This window comes from Thalassospira sp. (assembly GCF_030690045.1).
Taxonomy (GTDB): domain Bacteria; phylum Pseudomonadota; class Alphaproteobacteria; order Rhodospirillales; family Thalassospiraceae; genus Thalassospira.
The window spans coordinates 179,553-200,142 of the sequence record NZ_JAUYHK010000011.1; the positions used below are offsets into that span (position 1 = coordinate 179,553).

Annotated in this window: 18 protein-coding genes; 9 read left to right on the forward strand and 9 right to left on the reverse strand. The window is 54.1% G+C overall.

Going from position 1 to position 20,590, the window contains the following annotated elements; translation table 11 throughout:
• The first annotated feature begins 10 nt into the window (after positions 1-10).
• On the forward strand, positions 11-451 hold the full coding sequence (locus Q8O73_RS06720) for a VOC family protein (protein ID WP_305556703.1): 441 nt from the start codon (positions 11-13) through the stop codon (positions 449-451).
• 76 nt (positions 452-527) lie between these two features.
• Here the strand turns inward: Q8O73_RS06720 and Q8O73_RS06725 are convergent, their stop codons facing one another.
• Positions 528-1,835 (reverse strand): citrate synthase, encoded by a 1,308-nt coding sequence (locus tag Q8O73_RS06725; RefSeq protein ID WP_305556706.1) that lies wholly within the window; start codon positions 1,833-1,835, stop codon positions 528-530.
• Positions 1,836-1,991: 156 nt separating this feature from the next.
• Complete coding sequence (gene gltX, locus Q8O73_RS06730) at positions 1,992-3,401, reverse strand: glutamate--tRNA ligase (protein ID WP_305556708.1); 1,410 nt, start codon at positions 3,399-3,401, stop codon at positions 1,992-1,994.
• A 258-nt stretch (positions 3,402-3,659) separates the two neighbouring features.
• Between gltX and Q8O73_RS06735 the strand changes: the two genes are divergently transcribed.
• The gene (locus tag Q8O73_RS06735) at positions 3,660-5,651 is read left to right on the forward strand and encodes a ComEC/Rec2 family competence protein (RefSeq protein WP_305557915.1); all 1,992 of its coding nucleotides are present in this window, start codon (positions 3,660-3,662) and stop codon (positions 5,649-5,651) included.
• An 11-nt stretch (positions 5,652-5,662) separates the two neighbouring features.
• Here Q8O73_RS06735 and lexA read toward each other — a convergent pair whose 3' ends face one another.
• The 5 genes from lexA to Q8O73_RS06760 form a co-directional block, all read right to left on the reverse strand.
• Entirely contained in the window at positions 5,663-6,370 is a 708-nt protein-coding gene (gene lexA / locus Q8O73_RS06740) for a transcriptional repressor LexA (protein WP_305556711.1), read from the reverse strand.
• Positions 6,371-6,529: 159 nt separating this feature from the next.
• Positions 6,530-7,009 (reverse strand): cyclic pyranopterin monophosphate synthase MoaC, encoded by a 480-nt coding sequence (moaC, locus tag Q8O73_RS06745; protein WP_305556713.1) that lies wholly within the window; start codon positions 7,007-7,009, stop codon positions 6,530-6,532.
• A 39-nt stretch (positions 7,010-7,048) separates the two neighbouring features.
• Positions 7,049-7,846, reverse strand: a complete 798-nt coding sequence (trpC, locus tag Q8O73_RS06750) for an indole-3-glycerol phosphate synthase TrpC (RefSeq protein WP_305556715.1) — start codon at positions 7,844-7,846, stop codon at positions 7,049-7,051.
• On the reverse strand, positions 7,843-8,877 hold the full coding sequence (trpD, locus tag Q8O73_RS06755; RefSeq protein ID WP_305556717.1) for an anthranilate phosphoribosyltransferase: 1,035 nt from the start codon (positions 8,875-8,877) through the stop codon (positions 7,843-7,845). The genes trpC and trpD overlap by 4 nt, the downstream gene beginning before the upstream one ends.
• Positions 8,878-8,917: 40 nt before the next feature.
• Positions 8,918-9,490 (reverse strand): aminodeoxychorismate/anthranilate synthase component II, encoded by a 573-nt coding sequence (locus Q8O73_RS06760; RefSeq protein WP_305556719.1) that lies wholly within the window; start codon positions 9,488-9,490, stop codon positions 8,918-8,920.
• 207 nt (positions 9,491-9,697) lie between these two features.
• On the opposite strand from Q8O73_RS06760, the gene Q8O73_RS06765 reads away from it, so the two are divergent.
• Complete coding sequence (locus Q8O73_RS06765; RefSeq protein WP_305556720.1) at positions 9,698-10,852, forward strand: divergent polysaccharide deacetylase family protein; 1,155 nt, start codon at positions 9,698-9,700, stop codon at positions 10,850-10,852.
• 73 nt (positions 10,853-10,925) lie between these two features.
• Here Q8O73_RS06765 and trpE read toward each other — a convergent pair whose 3' ends face one another.
• Positions 10,926-12,425 carry an anthranilate synthase component I gene (trpE, locus tag Q8O73_RS06770; RefSeq protein WP_305556721.1) on the reverse strand — a complete coding sequence of 500 codons (1,500 nt, stop codon included), beginning with the start codon at positions 12,423-12,425 and terminating at the stop codon, positions 10,926-10,928.
• 74 nt (positions 12,426-12,499) lie between these two features.
• Entirely contained in the window at positions 12,500-14,395 is a 1,896-nt protein-coding gene (locus tag Q8O73_RS06775; RefSeq protein WP_305556722.1) for a SurA N-terminal domain-containing protein, read from the reverse strand.
• 238 nt (positions 14,396-14,633) lie between these two features.
• Here Q8O73_RS06775 and tpiA point away from each other — a divergent pair, with 238 nt between their 5' ends.
• From tpiA to Q8O73_RS06805, 6 genes are all read left to right on the forward strand, one after another.
• Positions 14,634-15,389, forward strand: a complete 756-nt coding sequence (tpiA, locus tag Q8O73_RS06780) for a triose-phosphate isomerase (protein WP_305556723.1) — start codon at positions 14,634-14,636, stop codon at positions 15,387-15,389.
• A 99-nt stretch (positions 15,390-15,488) separates the two neighbouring features.
• Positions 15,489-15,815 (forward strand): preprotein translocase subunit SecG, encoded by a 327-nt coding sequence (gene secG / locus Q8O73_RS06785; protein ID WP_305556725.1) that lies wholly within the window; start codon positions 15,489-15,491, stop codon positions 15,813-15,815.
• 113 nt (positions 15,816-15,928) lie between these two features.
• Complete coding sequence (locus Q8O73_RS06790) at positions 15,929-17,557, forward strand: CTP synthase (RefSeq protein WP_305556726.1); 1,629 nt, start codon at positions 15,929-15,931, stop codon at positions 17,555-17,557.
• A gap of 28 nt (positions 17,558-17,585) precedes the next feature.
• Positions 17,586-18,443, forward strand: coding sequence for a 3-deoxy-8-phosphooctulonate synthase (gene kdsA, locus Q8O73_RS06795; protein ID WP_305556728.1), 858 nt, complete (start codon positions 17,586-17,588; stop codon positions 18,441-18,443).
• 100 nt (positions 18,444-18,543) lie between these two features.
• Positions 18,544-19,815, forward strand: a complete 1,272-nt coding sequence (eno, locus tag Q8O73_RS06800) for a phosphopyruvate hydratase (RefSeq protein ID WP_305556730.1) — start codon at positions 18,544-18,546, stop codon at positions 19,813-19,815.
• Between the two features lie 300 nt (positions 19,816-20,115).
• Positions 20,116-20,445 (forward strand): septum formation initiator family protein, encoded by a 330-nt coding sequence (locus Q8O73_RS06805; RefSeq protein WP_305556732.1) that lies wholly within the window; start codon positions 20,116-20,118, stop codon positions 20,443-20,445.
• The last annotated feature ends 145 nt before the right edge of the window (positions 20,446-20,590 follow it).

Consider the following 20,590-nt stretch of genomic DNA (forward strand, 5'->3'; position numbering starts at 1 on the left):
GATGAACCCAATGCGTTATCTGCACACTATGGTACGTGTCGAAGATGTTGATGCGTCGATGAATTTTTATTGCGGCCTGCTGGGCATGATTGAAACCCGCCGTTATGAAAGCGAGAAGGGCCGTTTTACCCTGATCTATCTTGCGGCCCCCGCAGACAGGGAACTGGCGGGTCAAACCCAGGCTCCGCTTTTGGAACTGACCTATAACTGGGACCCGGAAGACTATACCGGCGGGCGTAATTTTGGTCATCTGGCCTATGAAGTCGATGATATCTATGCGACGTGCCAGAAATTGCAGGATGGCGGCGTGACGATCAACCGCCCACCGCGTGATGGCCATATGGCTTTTGTCCGTTCCCCCGACGGGATTTCAATCGAGTTCCTGCAAAAGGGAGAGTCCCTTGCCCCGGCTGAACCGTGGGTCAGCATGGCCAATACCGGCAACTGGTAATCTCCGATTCTGCAACAGAACGACAAAAGGCCCGGAAAATTCCGGGCCTTTTGATTTTGGCTGATGTGCCGATATTTTAGCGTTTGTCGACCGGGACAAACGGACGTTCGATAATACCGGTGAAAAGTTGACGTGGACGGCCGATTTTCTGCGACGGATCCTCGATCATTTCTTTCCACTGGGCGATCCAGCCGACGGTGCGGGCCACCGCGAACAGCACGGTAAACATGCTTTCGGGAATACCCATCGCCTTGAAGATGATACCGGAATAGAAATCGACGTTCGGATAGAGTTTTTTCTCGATGAAATACTCGTCCTCGCGGGCGATACGTTCCAATTCCTGGGCAACGTCAAGCAGCGGATCCTGAACATTGAGTTCCTTGAGAACTTCGTGACAGGTTTCCTGCATGACCTTGGCGCGCGGATCGTAGTTTTTGTAAACCCGGTGACCAAAACCCATCAGACGGAAGGGATCATCCTTGTCCTTGGCCTTGGCAACGAAAGCCGGGATGTTTTTGACATCACCGATTTCATTGAGCATTTTCAGAACAGCTTCGTTCGCACCGCCATGCGCAGGCCCCCAAAGCGAGGCTATGCCCGCGGCAATACAGGCAAACGGATTTGCACCGGATGACCCGGCCAGACGGACGGTCGAAGTCGATGCATTCTGTTCGTGGTCGGCATGCAAAATCAGAATGCGGTCCATTGCCTTGGCAAGAATCGGATTGACTTCGTATTTCTGGCAGGGGACGGCAAACATCATCGACAGGAAGTTCGCTGCATAGGGCAGGTCATTCTGCGGATACTGGAACGGCTGGCCAATAGAATATTTATAGGCCATGGCGGCGATTGTCGGCATTTTCGCAATCAGGCGATAGGCCGAAATCAGACGCTGATTCGGGTCATTGATGTCGGTACTGTCATGATAAAAGGCCGACATGGCACCAACAACACCGCACAGGATCGCCATCGGATGGGCATCGCGGCGGAAACCGTTATAGAAATTGCGCATCTGTTCATGCACCATCGTGTGCATGGTGATGTCATTTTCAAACTGTTTCTTGTCGGTTGCATTGGGAAGTTCGCCATAGAGTAGCAGATGACAGACTTCGAGGAAGTCTGCATTTTCTGCCAGTTCGTCAATCGCGTAACCGCGATGGCGCAGAATGCCAACATCACCATCAATATAGGTCAGGGTAGATTCGCAACTGCCGGTCGAGGTGAAACCCGGATCATAGGTAAAATAGCCCGTATCAGCATAAAGTTTACGAATGTCGATAACCGACGGTCCGATGCTTCCCTGAAGCACCGGAAGCTCAATGGTCTTGCCATTGGAATTGTCAGTTAACGTCACGGTATGGGAAGCCTTGGTATTGTGTGCCATGACTTTTTTCCTTCCCTTTTAAAAGACGGTTTCAGGGACCAAACTCATTCAAACAGAATTGTCTCTTTAAATGAGGTTGGCCCCCAGGTTGGACGCAGCATAATGCCGCAATGCAAAAAGCGCAAATAGACTAATTAAAGCTTTAGTGTCATTCCGTTATTTCGCACAGAAACGCTGGATACGCACCAGAGTTTCGGTCTTTCCAAGGACTTGCATGACCTCGAAAATACCCGGTGATGAATTGGATCCGGTCAGTACGGCCCGCAAGGGCTGTGCCACTTTTCCCAGCTTCACATCAAGGGTTTCGGAAACCTGACGGACGGCTTCCTCGATGGTGGTTTCTTCCCAGATCGTAACGGCATCAAGTGCGCTCACCAATGCCGGGAACAAGCCTTGCGGGGCTTCGTCGATCAGGGGCTGGGCCTTTTCATTAAAGGTCAGAACACCGTCCGTGACATAGAAGGCCGCAGAATCGGCAAGTTCAATCAGGGTTTTGGCCCGTTCCTTAAGGCCCGACATACCCTTGACAAGGCTTTCAACCTGATCGGCATTCAGTTCGGCCAGCCCGATATTGCGTGCAATCAGCGGCGCGATATCGGATGCTAGTCGGCGATCATCGGCCTGACGGATATAGACACCGTTCAGATTGGTCAGTTTGGCGAAATCAAAACGCGATGCGCCTTTGCCAACATCCTTGACGTCAAACCATTCAATCGCCTGTTCCTGCGAGATGATTTCATCATCACCATGACCCCAGCCCAGACGCAGCAGGTAATTATTGATGGCCTCGGGCAGGAAGCCCATTTCATCGCGATAGGCATCAACTCCCAGCGCCCCGTGGCGTTTCGACAGCTTGGCTCCATCCGGGCCGTGGATCAACGGAATATGGGCAAAGACCGGGACATCCCAACCCATCGCGTCATACAGCGCTTTTTGACGAAAGGCATTGGTCAGGTGGTCGTCCCCACGAATAACGTGGGTGATGTTCATGTCATGATCGTCAACCACCACCGACAGCATATAGGTCGGGGTACCATCGCCGCGCAGAATGATATAATCATCCAACTGATCATTGGCGACGCGGACATCGCCCTGAACCTGATCGGAAATGATCGATTCGCCTTCCTGTGGGCATTTTAGACGCACCACGGGCTTGATACCTTCCGGGGCTTCGGATGCATCGCGGTCACGCCAGCGACCGTCATATTTCATCGGGCGGCCTTCGGCGCGGGCGGTTTCGCGCATTTCCTGCAATTCTTCGGGCGAACAGTAACAGAAATAGGCTTTGCCTGCGGCAACCAGACTGTGGGCGACTTCGGCATGGCGGTCGCGCCGGGCAAACTGCATCACCGGTTCTTCATCGGCATTCAGGCCCAGCCATTTCAGGCCGTCAAAAATGGCGTCAACGGCTTCAGGGGTCGACCGTTCGCGGTCGGTATCCTCGATCCGTATCAGAAATTTGCCGCCGGTATGTTTGGCATAAAGCCAGTTATAAAGGGCGGTGCGTGCACCGCCGATATGCAGGAACCCGGTCGGGGACGGGGCAAAACGGGTAACAACCGTCATTCAATCTGTCCGTTATCTGGATGTTGTTGCTTGTCGATTAAGCATTTGGCGTGCAGGCTATAACACATAAGGGACCCCGTTGCACCACAGCCGATGATAGATAGGAACAGTCAGCGTGACAGGCTATTGAACATTCGTCGTATTTCGCCCGGAAAATATTCTTTTATTCAAAGGGTTTGGACGCTATCTGATTCATTTTCAACAGCCCTTGCCGAAGATCGCGGGCGCTGGATTTTGGCTTGCACCCTCTTCTTTGGGTTGGGGTGTGCCTGGTATTTTTCGCTTCCTGCGCAACCGACCCCTGAAATTGTTGGCGCGGTCCTGATTCTTTCGCTGCTGATTCTTTGGTTTTCCCGGCGACATATCCTGCTGTTTTTCGGTGCCGTCCTGCTGTTGGCAGTTTGTTGTGGTATGGCGATCAGTGCTTTTCACCTTTGGGCGGATGGCGGTCCGACCTTGAAGCGCACATTATACAGTGCCGCACTTTCCGGCAGGGTGATCGCGATTGAACCCCAAGCCAGACGGACCCGCATTATCCTTGCGCCGATAATGATAGAGGGGATGGAACCGGAGAACCACCCGCGCAAGGTCAGGATATCGATGCCCGGAACGCCGGATTTTGGGGCAGGGGATGTCATTACGGTATCCGGACGTTTGTTTCCCTTGCGCCCGCCCGCGGTGCCGGGGGACCCGGATTTCGCCCGCAGACTTTATCTGGATGGAATCGGGGCGACCGGGTTTGTCTTTGGCCGCAATTATCAGGTGACACAAATCGCGACATCCGGCTTTTTGCATGGATGGAGCGACAGGATCAGCGATGTTCGTCACACCATTATGGCGGAAGTTAACCGTGCGATGGCCCCGGATCACGCCAGTGTTGCCAGTGCGCTGATTGTCGGGGAACGGGGGGATATATCCCCCAAAATTGCCGAGGATTTGCGTAAGTCAGGGTTGGCGCATTTGCTGGCGATTTCCGGCCTGCATATGGGGTTGTTGTGCGGGACGGTATTCTTTTTTGTCCGCCTGGTGCTGGCGGCGATTCCACCGTTGGCATTACGCTATCCGATCAAGAAATGGGCGGCCTGTGCCGCGATGATTGCCGGGGCCTTTTATCTGGTTCTGTCGGGGGGAACGGTTCCGACCCAGCGTGCCTATGTCATGACCGGTATTGTGTTGTTTGCAGTGCTGGTGGACCGGCGGGCAATTTCATTGAGGCTGGTTGCCCTTGCCGCCCTTGTGGTTTTGATCGTGCGGCCCGATGCCATTCTGGGACCCAGTTTTCAGTTGTCCTTTGCCGCTGTGGTCGTTTTGGTGGCGTTTTATAACGGGATCGGGCGGCGCTGGTTTACCGGGGCCGCAGATTTGGGCCCCGGCGGGCGATTATCCCGGTATTTTCTGGCCTTGCTGATTACCAGTTTGCTGGTGACGGCTGCAACAGCCCCAATCATTGTCTTTCATTTTGGGCGGATATCACTGTTGGGGATTTTTGCCAATCTGGCGGCGATTCCCCTGATGGCATTCTGGGTGATGCCGGTGATGGTTCTGGCGATGATTGCCATGCCCTTCGGATTGGCATCTGTGCCGTTACAGGTGATGGAGCCGGGGCTGGAAGCCCTGCTATATCTTGCGGATCGGGTGGCGGCGCAATCATGGGGATTATGGTATCTGTCACGCCCTGATGGCGTGGCAATCGGGGCGATGGTGCTGGCCGTCACATGGTTGATTATCTGGCAAAACAACCGGATGCGGGTCCTTTCAATGATCCCGGCCTGTATTGCCATTGTTCTTGGGGTGTTACACAATCAGCCAGATATGCTGGTGTCCGGGGATCAGAAAGGTTGGTCTGTTTGGATGCGTGAGGATCAAAAAATTATTGTTCCCAAGGGGATATCAGATTTTCATCATTCGTTATGGCTGGCGCGTTATGGGATTGATCCCGATCATCCGGACCGGGCGACGATCCATTGTGACAGTGATATCTGTCGTCTGGGCAGTGGAGGCAAGACAATCCTGATTGCGAATATCCTGACCGATCCATTCTATGCCTGTCGTCATGCCGATATTGTGGTGAATTTAAAGGCGGATATGCCGGTCAATGCCTGCGCGGGGGACCGGATGATTATTGATGATGATGTGTTATGGCATCAGGGTGGGGTAGCCATTTATGACATGGCAACGACCAAGCCGTGGTACCGGACGGTGCGTCAGGATGCTGGGGATTGGCCGTGGGTAATCATCGGCGGGCGATAAAGCATCATGGCTCAGTACTGACGCAACAACCCGACCAGACGCCCCTGAATACGCACCCGGTCCGGCGACAGGGCGCGGGTTTCATATTTGGCATTGGCCGGTTCCAGCAAAACTTCGCCCCGACCACGTTTCAGGCGTTTGAGGGTGGCTTCGCTTTCATCGACAAGGGCGACAACAATGGTGCCATCATGGGCCTGTTCACATTTCTGGATCAGTACGGTGTCGCCATCGAGAATACCGGCGTCAATCATCGAATCACCCGAAACTTCAAGGGCGTAATGTTCTCCGCTGCCCAGTAGGGATGCTGGAACTTGTACATGGGTGCTTTGATCGCGCAGGGCCTCGATCGGCGTTCCGGCAGCAATCCGGCCATAAAGCGGCAAGGAAAGCGATTCCCGGACTTCGGAAAAGGCCGAAGGCACGGTTGCCGACCGATGGGTGGTTTTGCGTGCTGCGGCCAGCGATGTTACCTTTGCCGTGGCGGGGGCGGCGCTGTCATCATTATTGTCGGGCAGGCGCAGGACTTCAAGGGCACGGGCGCGGTGCGCTAGGCGGCGAATAAATCCACGTTCTTCAAGCCCGGTAATCAGGCGATGAATGCCGGATTTGGATTTCAGGTTCAGGGCTTCTTTCATCTCGTCAAAAGAAGGCGAGATGCCAGTATCGCGAAGATAATTGTCGATATAGACCAGCAACTCATATTGCTTGCGCGTCAGCATGATTTTCCCCCGGACCGAAAACAGAACAAACCGAATACATAAATGTTCTACTTTGGTTCTGACCTCTGGTCAAGCGTCATGGTGCAAAAATAACGGATTTCGAGGATTCTTTCGGGGCAGGAATGAAATATTGCGGATTTCCGGGCCGGAACGCCGGTGTCAATCGGCCTGAAATGTCCCGGATTTGCCACCATCCTTGTAAACAACCCGGATGTCAGTCAGGCGCATGGTTTTATCTACGGCCTTGCACATGTCAAAGATGGTCAGGGCGGTGACAGAAACGGCGGTCAGGGCTTCCATTTCCACCCCGGTGCGGCCAGATGTCTTGCAGGTGGCGATGATATCAACCGCATCGCCATCATCGGCCAGCGCCAGTTTGACCTCGACCGCATCCAGCGGCAGGGGATGACACAGCGGGATCAGGTCGGATGTTTTTTTGGCTGCCATAATGCCAGCCAGTTGCGCAATCGCCAGAACATCGCCCTTTTTATGTCCGTGCCGTGCAATCAGGCGGGCGGTTTCCGCAGCCATTAAAACCCGGCCCTTGGCAATGGCAATGCGGGCGGTCACGTCCTTGGCCGACACATCCACCATCACGGCATTGCCGCTGGCATCAATATGCGAAAGTGTATCGGCCATGATAATCCCCGTAATGGAACAGTGGATGGAACGTTTGTCTCAGTTAGTTTTGGACAGCAGGGCGCGGGTGGCCGCTGTGACGTCATCCTGCCGCATCAGGCTTTCGCCGATCAAAAAGCATTGCGCCCCGACCTTTGCCATCCGAGCCAGATCGTCGGGGCCAAACAGGCCGCTTTCGGCAACCAGCATCCGGCCTGCATCAACCAGCGATGCCAGTTCTTCGGTGGTGGTCAGTGAAATCTCCAAAGTCTTTAGATTTCGGTTGTTTACACCAATCAATTTTGATTTCAGTTTAAGAGCGCGCTCAAGTTCCGGGGCATTGTGAACCTCGATCAGGACATCCATGCCAAGGGCATTGGCTGCCTGTTCCAGTTCGCTCGCCTGCGTATCGTCAAGGGCGGCCATGATCAACAAAATGCAATCGGCACCCAACGCGCGCGCCTCGGTCACCTGATAGGGGTCCAACATAAAATCCTTGCGCAGGACCGGTAATTCAATCGCTGCTCTTGCCGCCACCAGATAGCTGTCATCGCCCTGAAAATAGGGAATATCGGTCAAAACCGACAGGCAACTTGCCCCACCAGCCTGATAGGCCTTTGCCAGCAAGGATGGATCAAAATCCGCCCGAATCAATCCTTTACTGGGCGAGGCTTTCTTGATTTCGGCAATCAGGCCGTATCGGCCCGCCGCAACGGTTTTTTCCAAGGCGGCAATAAAACCGCGCGGCGCAGTTTGTGCATTGGCAGCAGATTCAAGTTCCGACAACGATGTGCGTGCCTTGCAGGCGGCAATATGATCACGTTTGTCGTTGCAGATGCGGTCAAGTACGTCGCTCACGCCGGAAGCTCCTGATTGGAAATCGTCACCAGATTTTGCAAGGTAGTTGCGGCTTTGCCGCTGTCAATGGCGGCAATCGCCTGTGTGACGCCATCCTGAAGATCGTGGGCCTGTCCGGAGACAATCAGGGCTGCGGCGGCATTCAAAACGACAATATCGCGATAGGCATTTTTCTGCCCGGCCAGCAAATCACGGATCGCTTGGGCATTCACATTGGCATCTCCACCGCGAAGATCCTCAAGGTCGGAAAGGGCAAAGCCGTAATCTTGCGGATTGATGTCAAAGGTGGTGACTTTGCCGTCTTTGACCTCGGCGACAAAGGTTGGGCCGGTGGTCGAAATTTCGTCAAGGCCACCATGGCCGTGAACGACCCAGGCATGTTCCGATCCCAGACGATTTAGTACATGGGCGACAGGTTCAACCCATTCGCGGGCAAAAACCCCAATGACCTGTCGTTTGGTTTTGGCCGGATTGGCCAGAGGTCCCAGCAGGTTAAAAATGGTGCGTGTTCCCATTTCTACCCGGGTTGGCATGACATGGCGTACCGCCGAATGATGACGCGGGGCCATCATGAAACACAGATTGTTTTCCCGTAGCGATTTTTCCAGCAACGCCATATCGGCATCCAGATTAACGCCCAGCGCCATCAAAACATCGGCTGAACCGGATTTGGACGAGGCGGCGCGATTGCCATGTTTGGCAACAATGGCCCCACAGGCCGCCGCAACAATCGCCGCACCGGTGGATATATTATAGGTCCCCGTGCCATCACCGCCGGTGCCACAGGTATCCACCGCGCGATCCGGGGCCGTCAGACCGGTGGCCTTGGCACGCATGACGCGGGCGGCACCGGTGATTTCCTCTATGGTTTCACCGCGCAGGCGCAACGCCATCAGAAAGGCCCCCATTTGCGATGGGGTGGCATGGCCGGACATCAGGACATCAAAGGCCTGTTCTGCTTCCTGTTCGTTCAGGGTGGTGCCGGTGGCAACTTTGGCCAATACCGGTTTCAGATCATATTCTGCGGACATGATATTCCTCCCTGCTTTCGTTCCGATCCTGCTTGTGACCCTAGCTGGCGGAAAAATCGATGAAATTCTTCAATAATTCATGACCGTGGGCCGAGGCAATGCTTTCGGGATGAAATTGCACCCCGTGAATCTGATGGTGACGATGACGCAGCCCCATAATCAGTCCGTCCTTGTTTTCCGCGGTGATTTCAAGGCAGTCGGGCAGGGTGGCGCGTTCCACCACTAGGGAGTGATAGCGTGTTGCCTCGAACGGGGTGGGCAGGCCCGCAAAAACGCTGTCGCTGCGATGATGGATCAGATCAATTTTGCCATGCATGAATTCAGGGGCGCGAATCACCTTGCCGCCAAAGGCCTGTCCGATAGCCTGATGGCCCAGACAGACCCCCAGCAATTTGACTTTTCCTGCGGCGGCCCGGATCAGATCAAGGCAAATGCCTGCCTTGTCCGGATCACAGGGGCCGGGTGAAATGACGATTCCTTCGGGATTACGGGCCAGTGCTTCGGCCACCGTGATCTCGTCATTGCGTCGCACTTCGACCTCGGGGCCGAGTTCACGCAAATAATGCCACAAATTAAAGGTGAAGCTGTCATAATTGTCGATGAGCAGATACATCGCGTCTTGGGCCACCAGTGTTACGGAGGTGGCCGAGAATAAACAGCCTTGCCGCTACGTCAAGCGATTGCAGGGGCTGTTTGTCCGCTTTAACAGCCTGCTAACCCGACATGGTTTAACAATACCGATCCAACAGGACAGACAGGGTGTCTGTTATTCTTAAAAAGACGGGCATCAAGACCCGTTTATCGCGACTGGAGATATGGCGTGGCACGGCGTCCAACACCGACAAAAAAGAAAAAACCTGTAAAACGCAGCGGCACAGCAAAGCGCAACCCGAAAAAAACCGGGGGCTTGCGCCGCCTGATGCTGGGTGGGGCGATTTTTGCCGGGGCTCTTTCGGCGGTGATTGCCGCGGGCAGCCTTCTGGAACTGGATCGGGCCTCACGGCAAACCGTGGTAACACCGGCCTCGACAGACCCGGTTCAGGTGACACCGCGTGAACAACCTTCCAGGGAATATGATTTTTCCAATGGCACGGGCCGGGAAAACCGCACCGGCTATATGGTCGGACGGCCTGCGCCCCGCAAAGATTCTCCGGCGGTAGAACCTCAAGCCCAAACCGCCGCGATTCCGGACGATCTTCCACCATCTGTTGCGCCGGTACCTGACGTAATGTCTGGTTCCGAAGATCTGCCGTGGCGCAAATATGCTGCCCTGACGCCGCAAACAGGCCCGGCACCGGTGATTGCCATTGTGATTGACGATGCTGGTCTGGATCAGGCACGTACGGCACGTACGCTGGATTTACCGGGGCAGGTGACGATTTCATATCTGCCCTATGCCCGTGATTTACAGCGTCAGGTAAATGATGCCCGTGCCAAAGGGCATGAAGTCATGTTGCATATGCCGATGGAACCATCATCGGCCTTTGTTGATCCGGGGCCACATGTTTTGAAAACCGAGTATGACAGGGTGGCGATCCTGTCTGAAATATCGTGGATGCTGGAACAGTTTGATGGTTATGTCGGTATTAACAACCATATGGGCAGCAAATTCACATCTGACCCGGCAGGGATGCAAGTATTAATGGATGTTTTGAAATCCCGTGGGTTGTTGTTTCTGGATTCCAAAACCAGTGCCAAGTCGGTGGGATATGGTCTGGCCCGGGAAAACAGCATTCCGGCTCTGGAACGTGATGTTTTTATCGATGATGCCGACGATGCCGAAAAAATTGCCGGTATGTTGCAGCGGATTGAAAGAGTCGCAAGCAAGCAAGGCTATGCCATTGCCATTGGCCATCCACGCGACCTGACGCTTGACGCCTTGCAACGCTGGATTCCGGAAATGCAGGCCAAGGGGTTTGTGTTTGTTCCGGCAACAAACATCCTGCGGCGTAATGGTGTGAACGCCACCGGCTGAGTGATATAGGCAAGACGCAAAAAAGCCGGGGCAGTCATATGACATGCTCCGGCTTTTTTATGAAAATTTGCAATCAGGCGAAGCGATGGGCCTCGCGGCAGGCGGCCATCAGAGCCCCGGCTTTGTTGCGACATTCCAGATGTTCCAGTTCCGGCTGGCTATCGACGACAATTCCGGCACCGGCCTGGATATGGATTGTTTCATCCTTGATCACCGCTGTTCTCAACGCGATGCAGGTATCCATTGATCCATCGGACGAAATATAACCGATGCATCCGGCGTAAATGCCGCGTCGTACAGGTTCCAGTTCATCAATGATTTCCATCGCCCGGACCTTGGGCGCACCGGAAACCGTTCCGGCCGGGAAACCGGCTTTCAGTACATCCATCACATCAAATCGCGTGTTATCCAGTTCGCCGACAACATTGGAAACGATGTGCATGACATGGGAATAATATTCGATGGTTTCGCGGTCGGTAACGCGCACAGTGCCCGGTTTGGCCACCCGCCCAACATCATTGCGGCCCAGATCAAGCAACATCAGATGTTCTGAACGTTCCTTGGGATCATCCAACAGCTCTTGCGCCATGGCCTTGTCGTCTTCGGGTGTTTTACCGCGACGGCGGGTGCCGGCAATTGGCCGGATGGTGACTTCACCATCGCGCAGGCGCACCAGAATTTCCGGGCTGGCCCCGACCACCTGAAAACCGCCGACATCAAGATAAAACATGAAAGGTGACGGATTGATCCGGCGCAAGGCCCGGTAAAAGGCAAAGGGCGGCAGGCGATAGGGCAGTGAATAGCGTTGTGACAGCACCACCTGAAAAATATCCCCGGCGCGGATATAATCCCGTGCCTTTTCGACCATCTGGTGATACCCGGCTTCGTCAACGCTGACGGTCGGTTCCGGCAGACTATCGGGCATCGCCCGTGACCGGCGATCAATGAACAGGTTGCGCTGAAAATTTAATACCACATCATTCAGGCGCGCACAGGCCAGATCATAGGCCGCCCGGGCATCCATCCCACCTTGCGGGCGGGCCGGGGTGACGACGGTGACGGTATCCTCGATGGTATCAAAACTGACGGTCACGGTCGGGCGGATGAAAATGCCATCAGGCACGCCCAGTTGATCGGGATTATTGTCCGGCAGCCTTTCCATCAGTCGTACTGTGTCATACCCCATATATCCAACCAGACCGGCACTCATCGGTGGCAGATTTTCGGGCAGGGTAATATGGCTTTCGGCGATCAGTTTTTTAAGGCTGTCAAGCGGTTTGGATTCTTCGGTGACAAAGGCGTCAGCATCGGCAAGGGCACGACGGTTCAGTTCTGCCTGGTCGCCAAAACAACGCCAGATCAGATCGGGCTTGAAACCCAGAAAAGAATACCGCCCGCGAACTGCACCGCCTTCGACAGATTCAAGCAAATAGGCATTGGGCATGCCTTCGGCCAGTTTGAGAAAGGCCGATACCGGCGTATCCAGATCGGCGGTCAGGGCCGTCCATAACACCTGCGGCGTACCATCCTGATAGGCTTTGGCGAATGTGTCGAAATCAGGTTTGATTTCCATGGTGTTTTTCCCGAAACATCCCGAAGACAGCAAAAAGGGCGACCCGATCACCGGGCCGCCCTTAGATATCCGGCCTAATTGGCGGCCGGTTGTGGTGCGTACAGATTATTGACAACACTGTTGTTGACCGTCACCGAAATATCGTCACGCAAATAATTCAGATATTGCGACAGCAAATCCTGATTAAGGGCATTGCGCAGTTCAGTACTGACCGGGTCGGTGGCCAGTCCGTCAATCTGTGCTTCATTGATGTCCGTCAGGGTCACGACAAGAATGCGATCATCCGACTGAACGACCTGTGCCTTGCTCTTTTCCAACTGGAACAGGGTTGCGGCAACGGCCGGGCTGACATCCGGGGCCAAGCCTTCGCCGGTGCGGCGGGTCAGGCCGGTTTCCACGACGCTATGACCAAGATTTTCAGCCTGTGTTGTAATGTTTTGACCACCGGCATTGATGTCAGAAGCAAGCTGTTCTGCCTGTTCCACCAGTAGACGGTGTTTTTCATCCTGCGTCCATGCCGCCAAAACATCTTCGCGCACATCTTCAAACGGGCGCAGGGTGGATGGAGTTACCGTATCAACACGCACCACATACCGGTCGCCATTGAGGGTTTCTTCAAGGAAGCTTTCCTCGCCTTCGGCCAGTTCAAAAATTTTGGCATTGATTTCATTACTGTCGGCAATGTCGTTGCCAAGATCAGCACCCTGTTCAACATTTTCAATCCGGATCAGACGGGCATTAACGTTGGCGGCGGCCTCGTCCAGAGGGGTGCCTGCACCCAGTTCGTCATCAAGAGTGGCGGCAATATCGAAAATCTGATCGGCGGCCTTTTGGCGTTTGACATCGCGGGTGATTGCGTCACGGACTTCATCCAGCCCCTTGACGGTTTCCGGGGTGATTTTGCTGACCCGCAAAATGTGCCAGCCAAGTGCCGTTTCAACCGGATCGGAAACTTCACCTTCCGGCAGGTTGAAAACCGCGTCGCGCAGATCGGGCAGGATATTGTCTGCGGTAAATTCCCCCAGTTTGACCAGCGATTCCGTCATGCCTGCCTGTTCAATGGCAACCGACATGAAATCGGCACCATTGCGAATAGCGGTTACCGCATCGCTGGCGGTTTCCTTTTCATTGGGAGCAAACAAAATCTGTTCGACCGCCCGTTTTTCCGGGGTCTGGAATTCGGCCAGACGCTGGTTATAGGCATCGAGAATTTCGTCATCGCTGACACCAATCGTTTCGGCGATCTGATCAACGGTCAAAAGCACCAAGGTGGACGAACGGGTTTCAGGGGCGGTGAAGGGGGCCGGGTTTTCCTGATGATAAGTGCGCAGGGTCGCATCACCGGGGGTGGCCACGTCGCCCAGATCATCAGCATTCAATTCAAAAAACTGTCCGGCACGCTGTTCGTTGCGCCACGCGGCAATCTGTCGGGTCATCGCTGCCGGTGCAGCAACCGCGCCGCCCAGACTGGTGATGATTTGCTGCCCCATCAGATCGCCACGAACGCCTTCAATGAATTCGGGTTCGGTATAGCCATTGCTGTAAAGAACCTGCAAAAACTGTTCGCGGTCAAACTGACCGGTGGTTTCGTTTTTAAAACTTTCGGTCGCAAAGACAGTTTCACGAACCTTGTCGTTGCTGATGCCAATGCCCAGTTCGCGGGCATTTTCCAGTAACAGTTTCTGCGATACCAGACCTTCGACCGTGTTGTTCAGCATGCCCATTTGGATGGCCTGCGAACGATCAAAATTCGGTCCGAAAACACGACGCATATTCTGAATGTCGCGCTGAAAGGCGCGGTCAAGTTCTGCGGGCGAAACCGTTTGTTGGCCGATTTCAGCAACATCGCGGGCATTGCCAAGATCCAGCATGGAAGCATTCAGCCCCCAGATCACGAAACTGATCGCAATAAGGCTAAACAGAATTTTGGCGAAAATGGATCGGGAAAATTTGCGAATGCCAACAAGCATATCAAGAGCCTAACAAGTCGTTGTTTTGGACCGGTGCAGCGTCACCGGCAACGTATTGTGCGAAACAATCCATCGGGATTGGAGGCGCATCATAATGATGAGAGGATAGGGCGGCAACACCCGATTGCAGGTCGCCTTGCGTCTGAAGCCGCAAGCGGCCTTCACGGACTTGGCCCGAACGGATTTGCGTGCTAGAACCGCGCTATAATGACGCCAAATATGAAAGGCAATAAAGATTATGTCGCAAATTCGCCCCTTGGTCGCCGGAAACTGGAAAATGAATTGCCTGCGCACCGACGGTGTTGCGTTGGCCAGTGGGTTGGCTGAAAAAGCCAATGCAAAGGGTGATCTGGGCTGTGATATTCTGATTTGCCCGCCATCAACCCTGATTTCCGATATTGTGACGGTGACGGATGGTAGTGCGGTTTCTGTGGGTGGGCAGGATTGCCATTTTGCCGCATCGGGTGCCCATACCGGCGATGTTGCCGCGTCCATGCTGGGCGATTTGGGGGCATCCCATGTTATTCTGGGGCATTCCGAACGGCGCGCCGATCATGCCGAGAGTTCGACCCTTGTGCGCCTGAAGGCGATGGCGGCTCACAAGGCTGGATTGCAGACCGTGATTTGCGTTGGTGAAACCGAACAGGAACGCGATCTGGGTGCGACGCTGGCCGTGGTTAATGGGCAACTTGCCGTGTCGGTGCCCGAAGGATCAACCGCGCAAAATACTGTGATTGCTTATGAACCGGTCTGGGCGATTGGAACGGGCCGGACGGCCAGTGTGACCGAAGTGGCCGAAGTCCATGCTGCGATCCGGGCGGAACTGAAAATACGTTTTACCGATGGTGATGGTTTTCGCATTCTGTATGGCGGTTCGGTCAAGCCGTCGAATGCCCGTGAATTGATGGCGGTTAAGGATGTCGATGGCGCACTGGTGGGCGGGGCGAGCCTCAAGCTGGATGATTTTTGGCAAATTATTGAAAGTTGCGCCTAGCCAATCGCAATAAAACACGTTAAATAGCCTTCAAATTTATGATCGCCTGTCGGACATTTGCGAATGTGCGGCGGACAAAAGGACAAGAGTTTCGAGACAATGCAAACTGTCATTCTGGTAATTCATCTGCTTCTCGCCCTTAGCATGATCGGTGTCATTCTGATCCAGCGCAGCGAAGGTGGTGGTCTGGGCATTGGCGGCAGCGGTGGCGGCGGTGGCAATTTTGGTGTCATGAGCTCGCGCGGTGCGGCCAACCTTCTGACCCGCACAACCGGCATTCTGGCGGCGGCCTTTATGGTGACCAGTCTTGCTTTGGCGCTGTTGTCCAATACGCAATCCCAACCGGGGTCCATTCTGGATCAGGTGCCCGCACCGGCCGTCGAACAGCCGGTCGAAGACACCGGCCCGGCGGCCCCGACCCGCTAACATTTAAACCGATACCAGAGGCGGCAAAATTGCCGCCTCACTTTTTGATTGTTGTGATCCCCGGTTCATGATTCAGTGGACCGAGGCGTTGTGCTTTGAAATGAGGCAAAGACATGACCCGTTATATTTTTATTACTGGTGGCGTGGTTTCTTCGCTGGGCAAGGGTCTTGCCTCGGCTGCACTGGGTGCCTCGTTGCAGGCACGCGGATTTTCGGTGCGTTTGCGCAAGCTTGACCCCTATATCAATGTTGATCCGGGCACCATGAGCCCTTATCAGCATGGCGAGGTTTATGTCACGGAAGACGGGGCAGAAACCGACCTTGATCTGGGACATTATGAACGCTTTACCGGCGTATCGTGCCGCCGTTCAGACAATGTGACCACTGGCCGGATTTATTCGACGGTGATTGCCCGCGAACGTCGTGGAGATTATCTGGGTGGGACGGTACAGGTCATTCCGCACATTACCGACGCGATCAAGGAATTCGTCCAGAATGACGTGACCGAAGATTTCGTGCTGGTTGAGATCGGCGGGACCGTTGGCGATATCGAAAGCCTGCCGTTTCTTGAGGCGATCCGCCAGATGGGTAACGAACTGGGCGATGGTCGCACGCTGTTTTTACATCTGACACTGGTGCCTTATATCCCGTCGGCAGGTGAACTTAAAACCAAACCGACCCAGCATTCTGTCAAGGAACTGCAAAGTGTCGGCATTCAGCCCGATATTTTGCTGTGCCGTTGTGACCGTGAAATTCCGATCAATGAACTGCGCAAGATTGCCCGGTTCTGTAACGTGCGCGAAGCCGCCGTTATTCCGGCCTATGATGTCGATAATATCTATCAGGTGCCGATCAGCTATCACACCTATGGTCTGGATGATGAAGTCTTGCATCATTTCGGCTTGCAGGCTCAAGATCCTGATCTGGCACCGTGGGAAAATATCTGCAATATTGTTCGTAACCCGGAAGGCGAGGTTACCATCGGGGTTGTTGGCAAATATATCCAGTTGCCCGATGCCTATAAATCCCTGACCGAAGCTCTGATTCATGGCGGCATTGCCAACAAGGTGCGGATCAAGTTTGAATGGATTGCATCCGACGAACTTGAAAAGGGTGGCAATCTTGGCGAAATGCTGAGTCACCTGGACGCGATTATGGTGCCTGGCGGGTTTGGTGAACGCGGTGCCGAAGGCAAAATTGCCGCAGCCCGTTATGCCCGTGAACAAAAAGTACCATATTTTGGCATTTGTTTTGGCATGCAGATGGCTGTTCTTGAAGCTGCACGCCATCTGGCAGGAATCACCGATGCGTCATCGTCGGAATTTGGCCCGGCCAAAACGCCATTGGTCGGTTTGATGACTGAATGGGCGACCGATGGCGGCGATGTAGAACGTCGGACCGGGCAGGATGATCTGGGCGGCACCATGCGTCTGGGAAATTATGAATGCAAGCTGGTCGAGGGGACCCACGCCCGGCGCATTTATGGTTCGGACACCGTGCAGGAACGCCATCGTCACCGTTATGAAGTCAATATCAACTTCATGAAACAGCTTGAAGACAAGGGTATGAAATTTTCGGGTCTGTCGCCGGATGGCCGGTTACCGGAAATTATCGAATATCCGGATCACCCGTGGTTCATTGGCGTTCAGTTCCATCCGGAATTGCGGTCGCGTCCGCTTGACCCGCATCCTCTGTTTGTGTCCTTTATCAAAGCCGCCAAGGAACGCAGCCGTCTGGTGTGATGGCGCGTCATTTGCCAAGGATTGAATGATGACCGAAATCAAAACTGTCAGGGTCGGCAATGTTGAATTCGCCAATGACAAACCCTTTGCCATTCTGGCCGGACCTTGCGCGATTGAAAGTCGCCAGCATGCGCTGGAAATATCGATTGCACTCAAGGAACTGACAACGGCGCTGGGCATCGGGCTGGTTTATAAAAGTTCGTTCGACAAAGCCAACCGGACCAGCAACAGTTCCCGACGCGGAGTCGGCATCGGCGAGGGACTTGATATCCTTGCCGACGTCAAATCGACCACCGGTTTACCGATTGTGACGGATGTTCATTTGCCCGATCAGTGCGCGGCCGTGGCCGAAGTTGCCGATATTTTACAAATCCCGGCCTTTTTGTGCCGTCAGACCGACCTTCTGGTTGCTGCCGCCAAAACCGGGCGGGCAATCAATGTCAAAAAGGGGCAGTTTCTAGCACCCTGGGACATGGAAAACGTTGTCAACAAAATTGCCGAAGCCGGAAATCCGAATGTCATGCTGTGTGAGCGCGGCACCAGTTTCGGCTATAACACGCTGGTAACCGATTTTCGCGGTTTGCCGATCATGGCGAAACAGGGATATCCGATTGTCTTTGATGCCACCCATTCCGTGCAACAGCCCGGCGGGCAGGGCGGAACATCGGGCGGGCAAAAGGAATTTGCCCCGGTTCTGGCCCGTGCGGCTGTTTCGGTTGGCGTTGCCGCCCTGTTCATCGAAACAACGGACAATCCGGCCACAGCCGTCAGCGACGGTCCGAATATGATTCCTCTTGGCAAACTTCCTGAAATACTTGCCGTGCTTAAGGAACTTGACGCCATCGCGAAGGCACATCCGGTTCGTCTGGATATGTTTGACGCCTGATCAAAATGCCGCCGTGATATCATGGCGGCATTTCTTTATGCTGTAACCGATGCGTCCCGAACGGGACGTCCATACTATCAGTAAGGAGAATTGTTTCGTCATGACCGCCATTATTGACATCCGCGGCCGCGAAATCCTCGACAGTCGTGGCAACCCGACTGTTGAAGTTGATGTGACCCTCGAAACTGGCGCCTTTGGTCGTGCTGCCGTTCCTTCGGGGGCCTCGACCGGGGCGCATGAAGCTGTTGAATTGCGAGACAAGGAAGAACGTTATCTTGGCAAGGGCGTGACCAAGGCTGTCGCCGCTGTCAATGGCGAGATTTTTGAAGCACTGGCCGGTATGGATGCCGAAGAACAGATCGAAATTGACCATGCGATGATCGATCTGGACGGTACCCCGAACAAAAGCCGTCTGGGTGCAAATGCCATTCTGGGTGTGTCGCTGGCCGTTGCCAAGGCTGCTGCACAGGAATCGGGTTTGCCGCTGTATCGGTATATCGGTGGCGCGTTTGCGCGCACCCTGCCGGTGCCGATGATGAATATCATCAATGGCGGCGAACATGCCGATAACCCCATTGATGTTCAGGAATTCATGGTGGTGCCGGTTTCCGCCGAAACCGGTGCGGATGCCATTCGCATGGGTGCGGAAATCTTCCATAACCTGAAAAAGGCCCTGTCGGCAGATGGCCTGAATACCTCGGTTGGTGATGAGGGCGGTTTTGCGCCCAATATCGGTTCTACCGAAGCCGCCATCAGCTACATCATGAAATCGATTGAAGCGGCCGGTTATCGCCCGGAAGAAGATGTGTTGCTGGCGCTGGATGCGGCCTCGACCGAATTCTACAAGGACAATAAATATGTGCTGGCGGGCGAGGGCAAGACCCTTGATGCCGATGGCATGGTGCGTTATTGGGCCGATCTGGTAGGCAAATATCCGATCTTCTCGATTGAGGATGGTATGGCCGAAGACGACTGGGCTGGTTGGGCGGCATTGACGGCGGAAGTCGGCAAGAAAGTTCAGTTGGTCGGTGATGATTTGTTTGTTACCAACCCGAAACGTCTTGCCGATGGCATCAAGCAGGGGGTTGCCAATTCGATCCTGGTGAAGGTCAATCAGATCGGATCGTTAAGCGAAACGCTGGAAGCCGTCGAAATGGCGCACCGCGCCGGTTATACGGCGGTGATGTCGCACCGTTCAGGCGAAACTGAAGATTCGACAATTGCCGATCTTGCCGTGGCAACCAATTGCGGACAGATCAAAACCGGTTCGCTGTCCCGGTCGGACCGTCTGGCCAAATACAATCAGCTGATCCGGATCGAGGAACAATTGGGCGTTTCGGCCTATTTCCCAGGGCGTGCGATCCTGCGATAACAGCATTTCGTCGCTTCTGCGACGCAGATACAAAAAGCCATCCCGCATCATACCGGGGTGGCTTTTTTGCATTCAGGTATCATTGGCTGATGATAATGGCGATAAATAACAAGTCCTGATTTTAAGGGTCTTTTTACCTTAGTGTGACTAAATCAAAACTATTCTCGCCGTGTTTCCGAAAACGTCCTGACGGCAAATATAGAGAATCGTTATGAAATAACGCATGTTGTTTTTTCGTTTCGATATGTTTACGTACGACGCAAGACAATTTTTTCTGGCATGGCAGGGGCAGGGTAGCTGATGTCGTCTTCATCTTCGATTTTTCGTCGGTTCCGACAGGCTGTTGCCCCGGTTATTGCCTTTACCATCATGGTTTATTTTATTTTCCACAGTATCGAAGGTAATCGGGGTGTGCTGGCGTACTGGTCCATGCAGGATCGTGTCAGTGAGATTTCACATGTCCTGGACGATGTTGTGCTGTTGCGGAAGGACCGTGAACGGCAGGTGCGCGCCCTGCGTTCCAACAGTCTTGACCCCGATTTACTCGATGAACGGGCGCGGATCATGCTTAATACCGCGCACCGCGATGATCTGATTATTTTTCATCACAATGGGTATGATCTGCCCTGAGTGCAGCGCACTTTCCTTATTTCCCCATGATAACAACCCGGTCTGACGGTCTGTCAAATCCGGTGGGCCGTTTATATGGCGGGTGCGAGATAGTTTTGCCAAATTCGTGAAATTATATTCATAAAAGCACATCATTTGTGCCAGA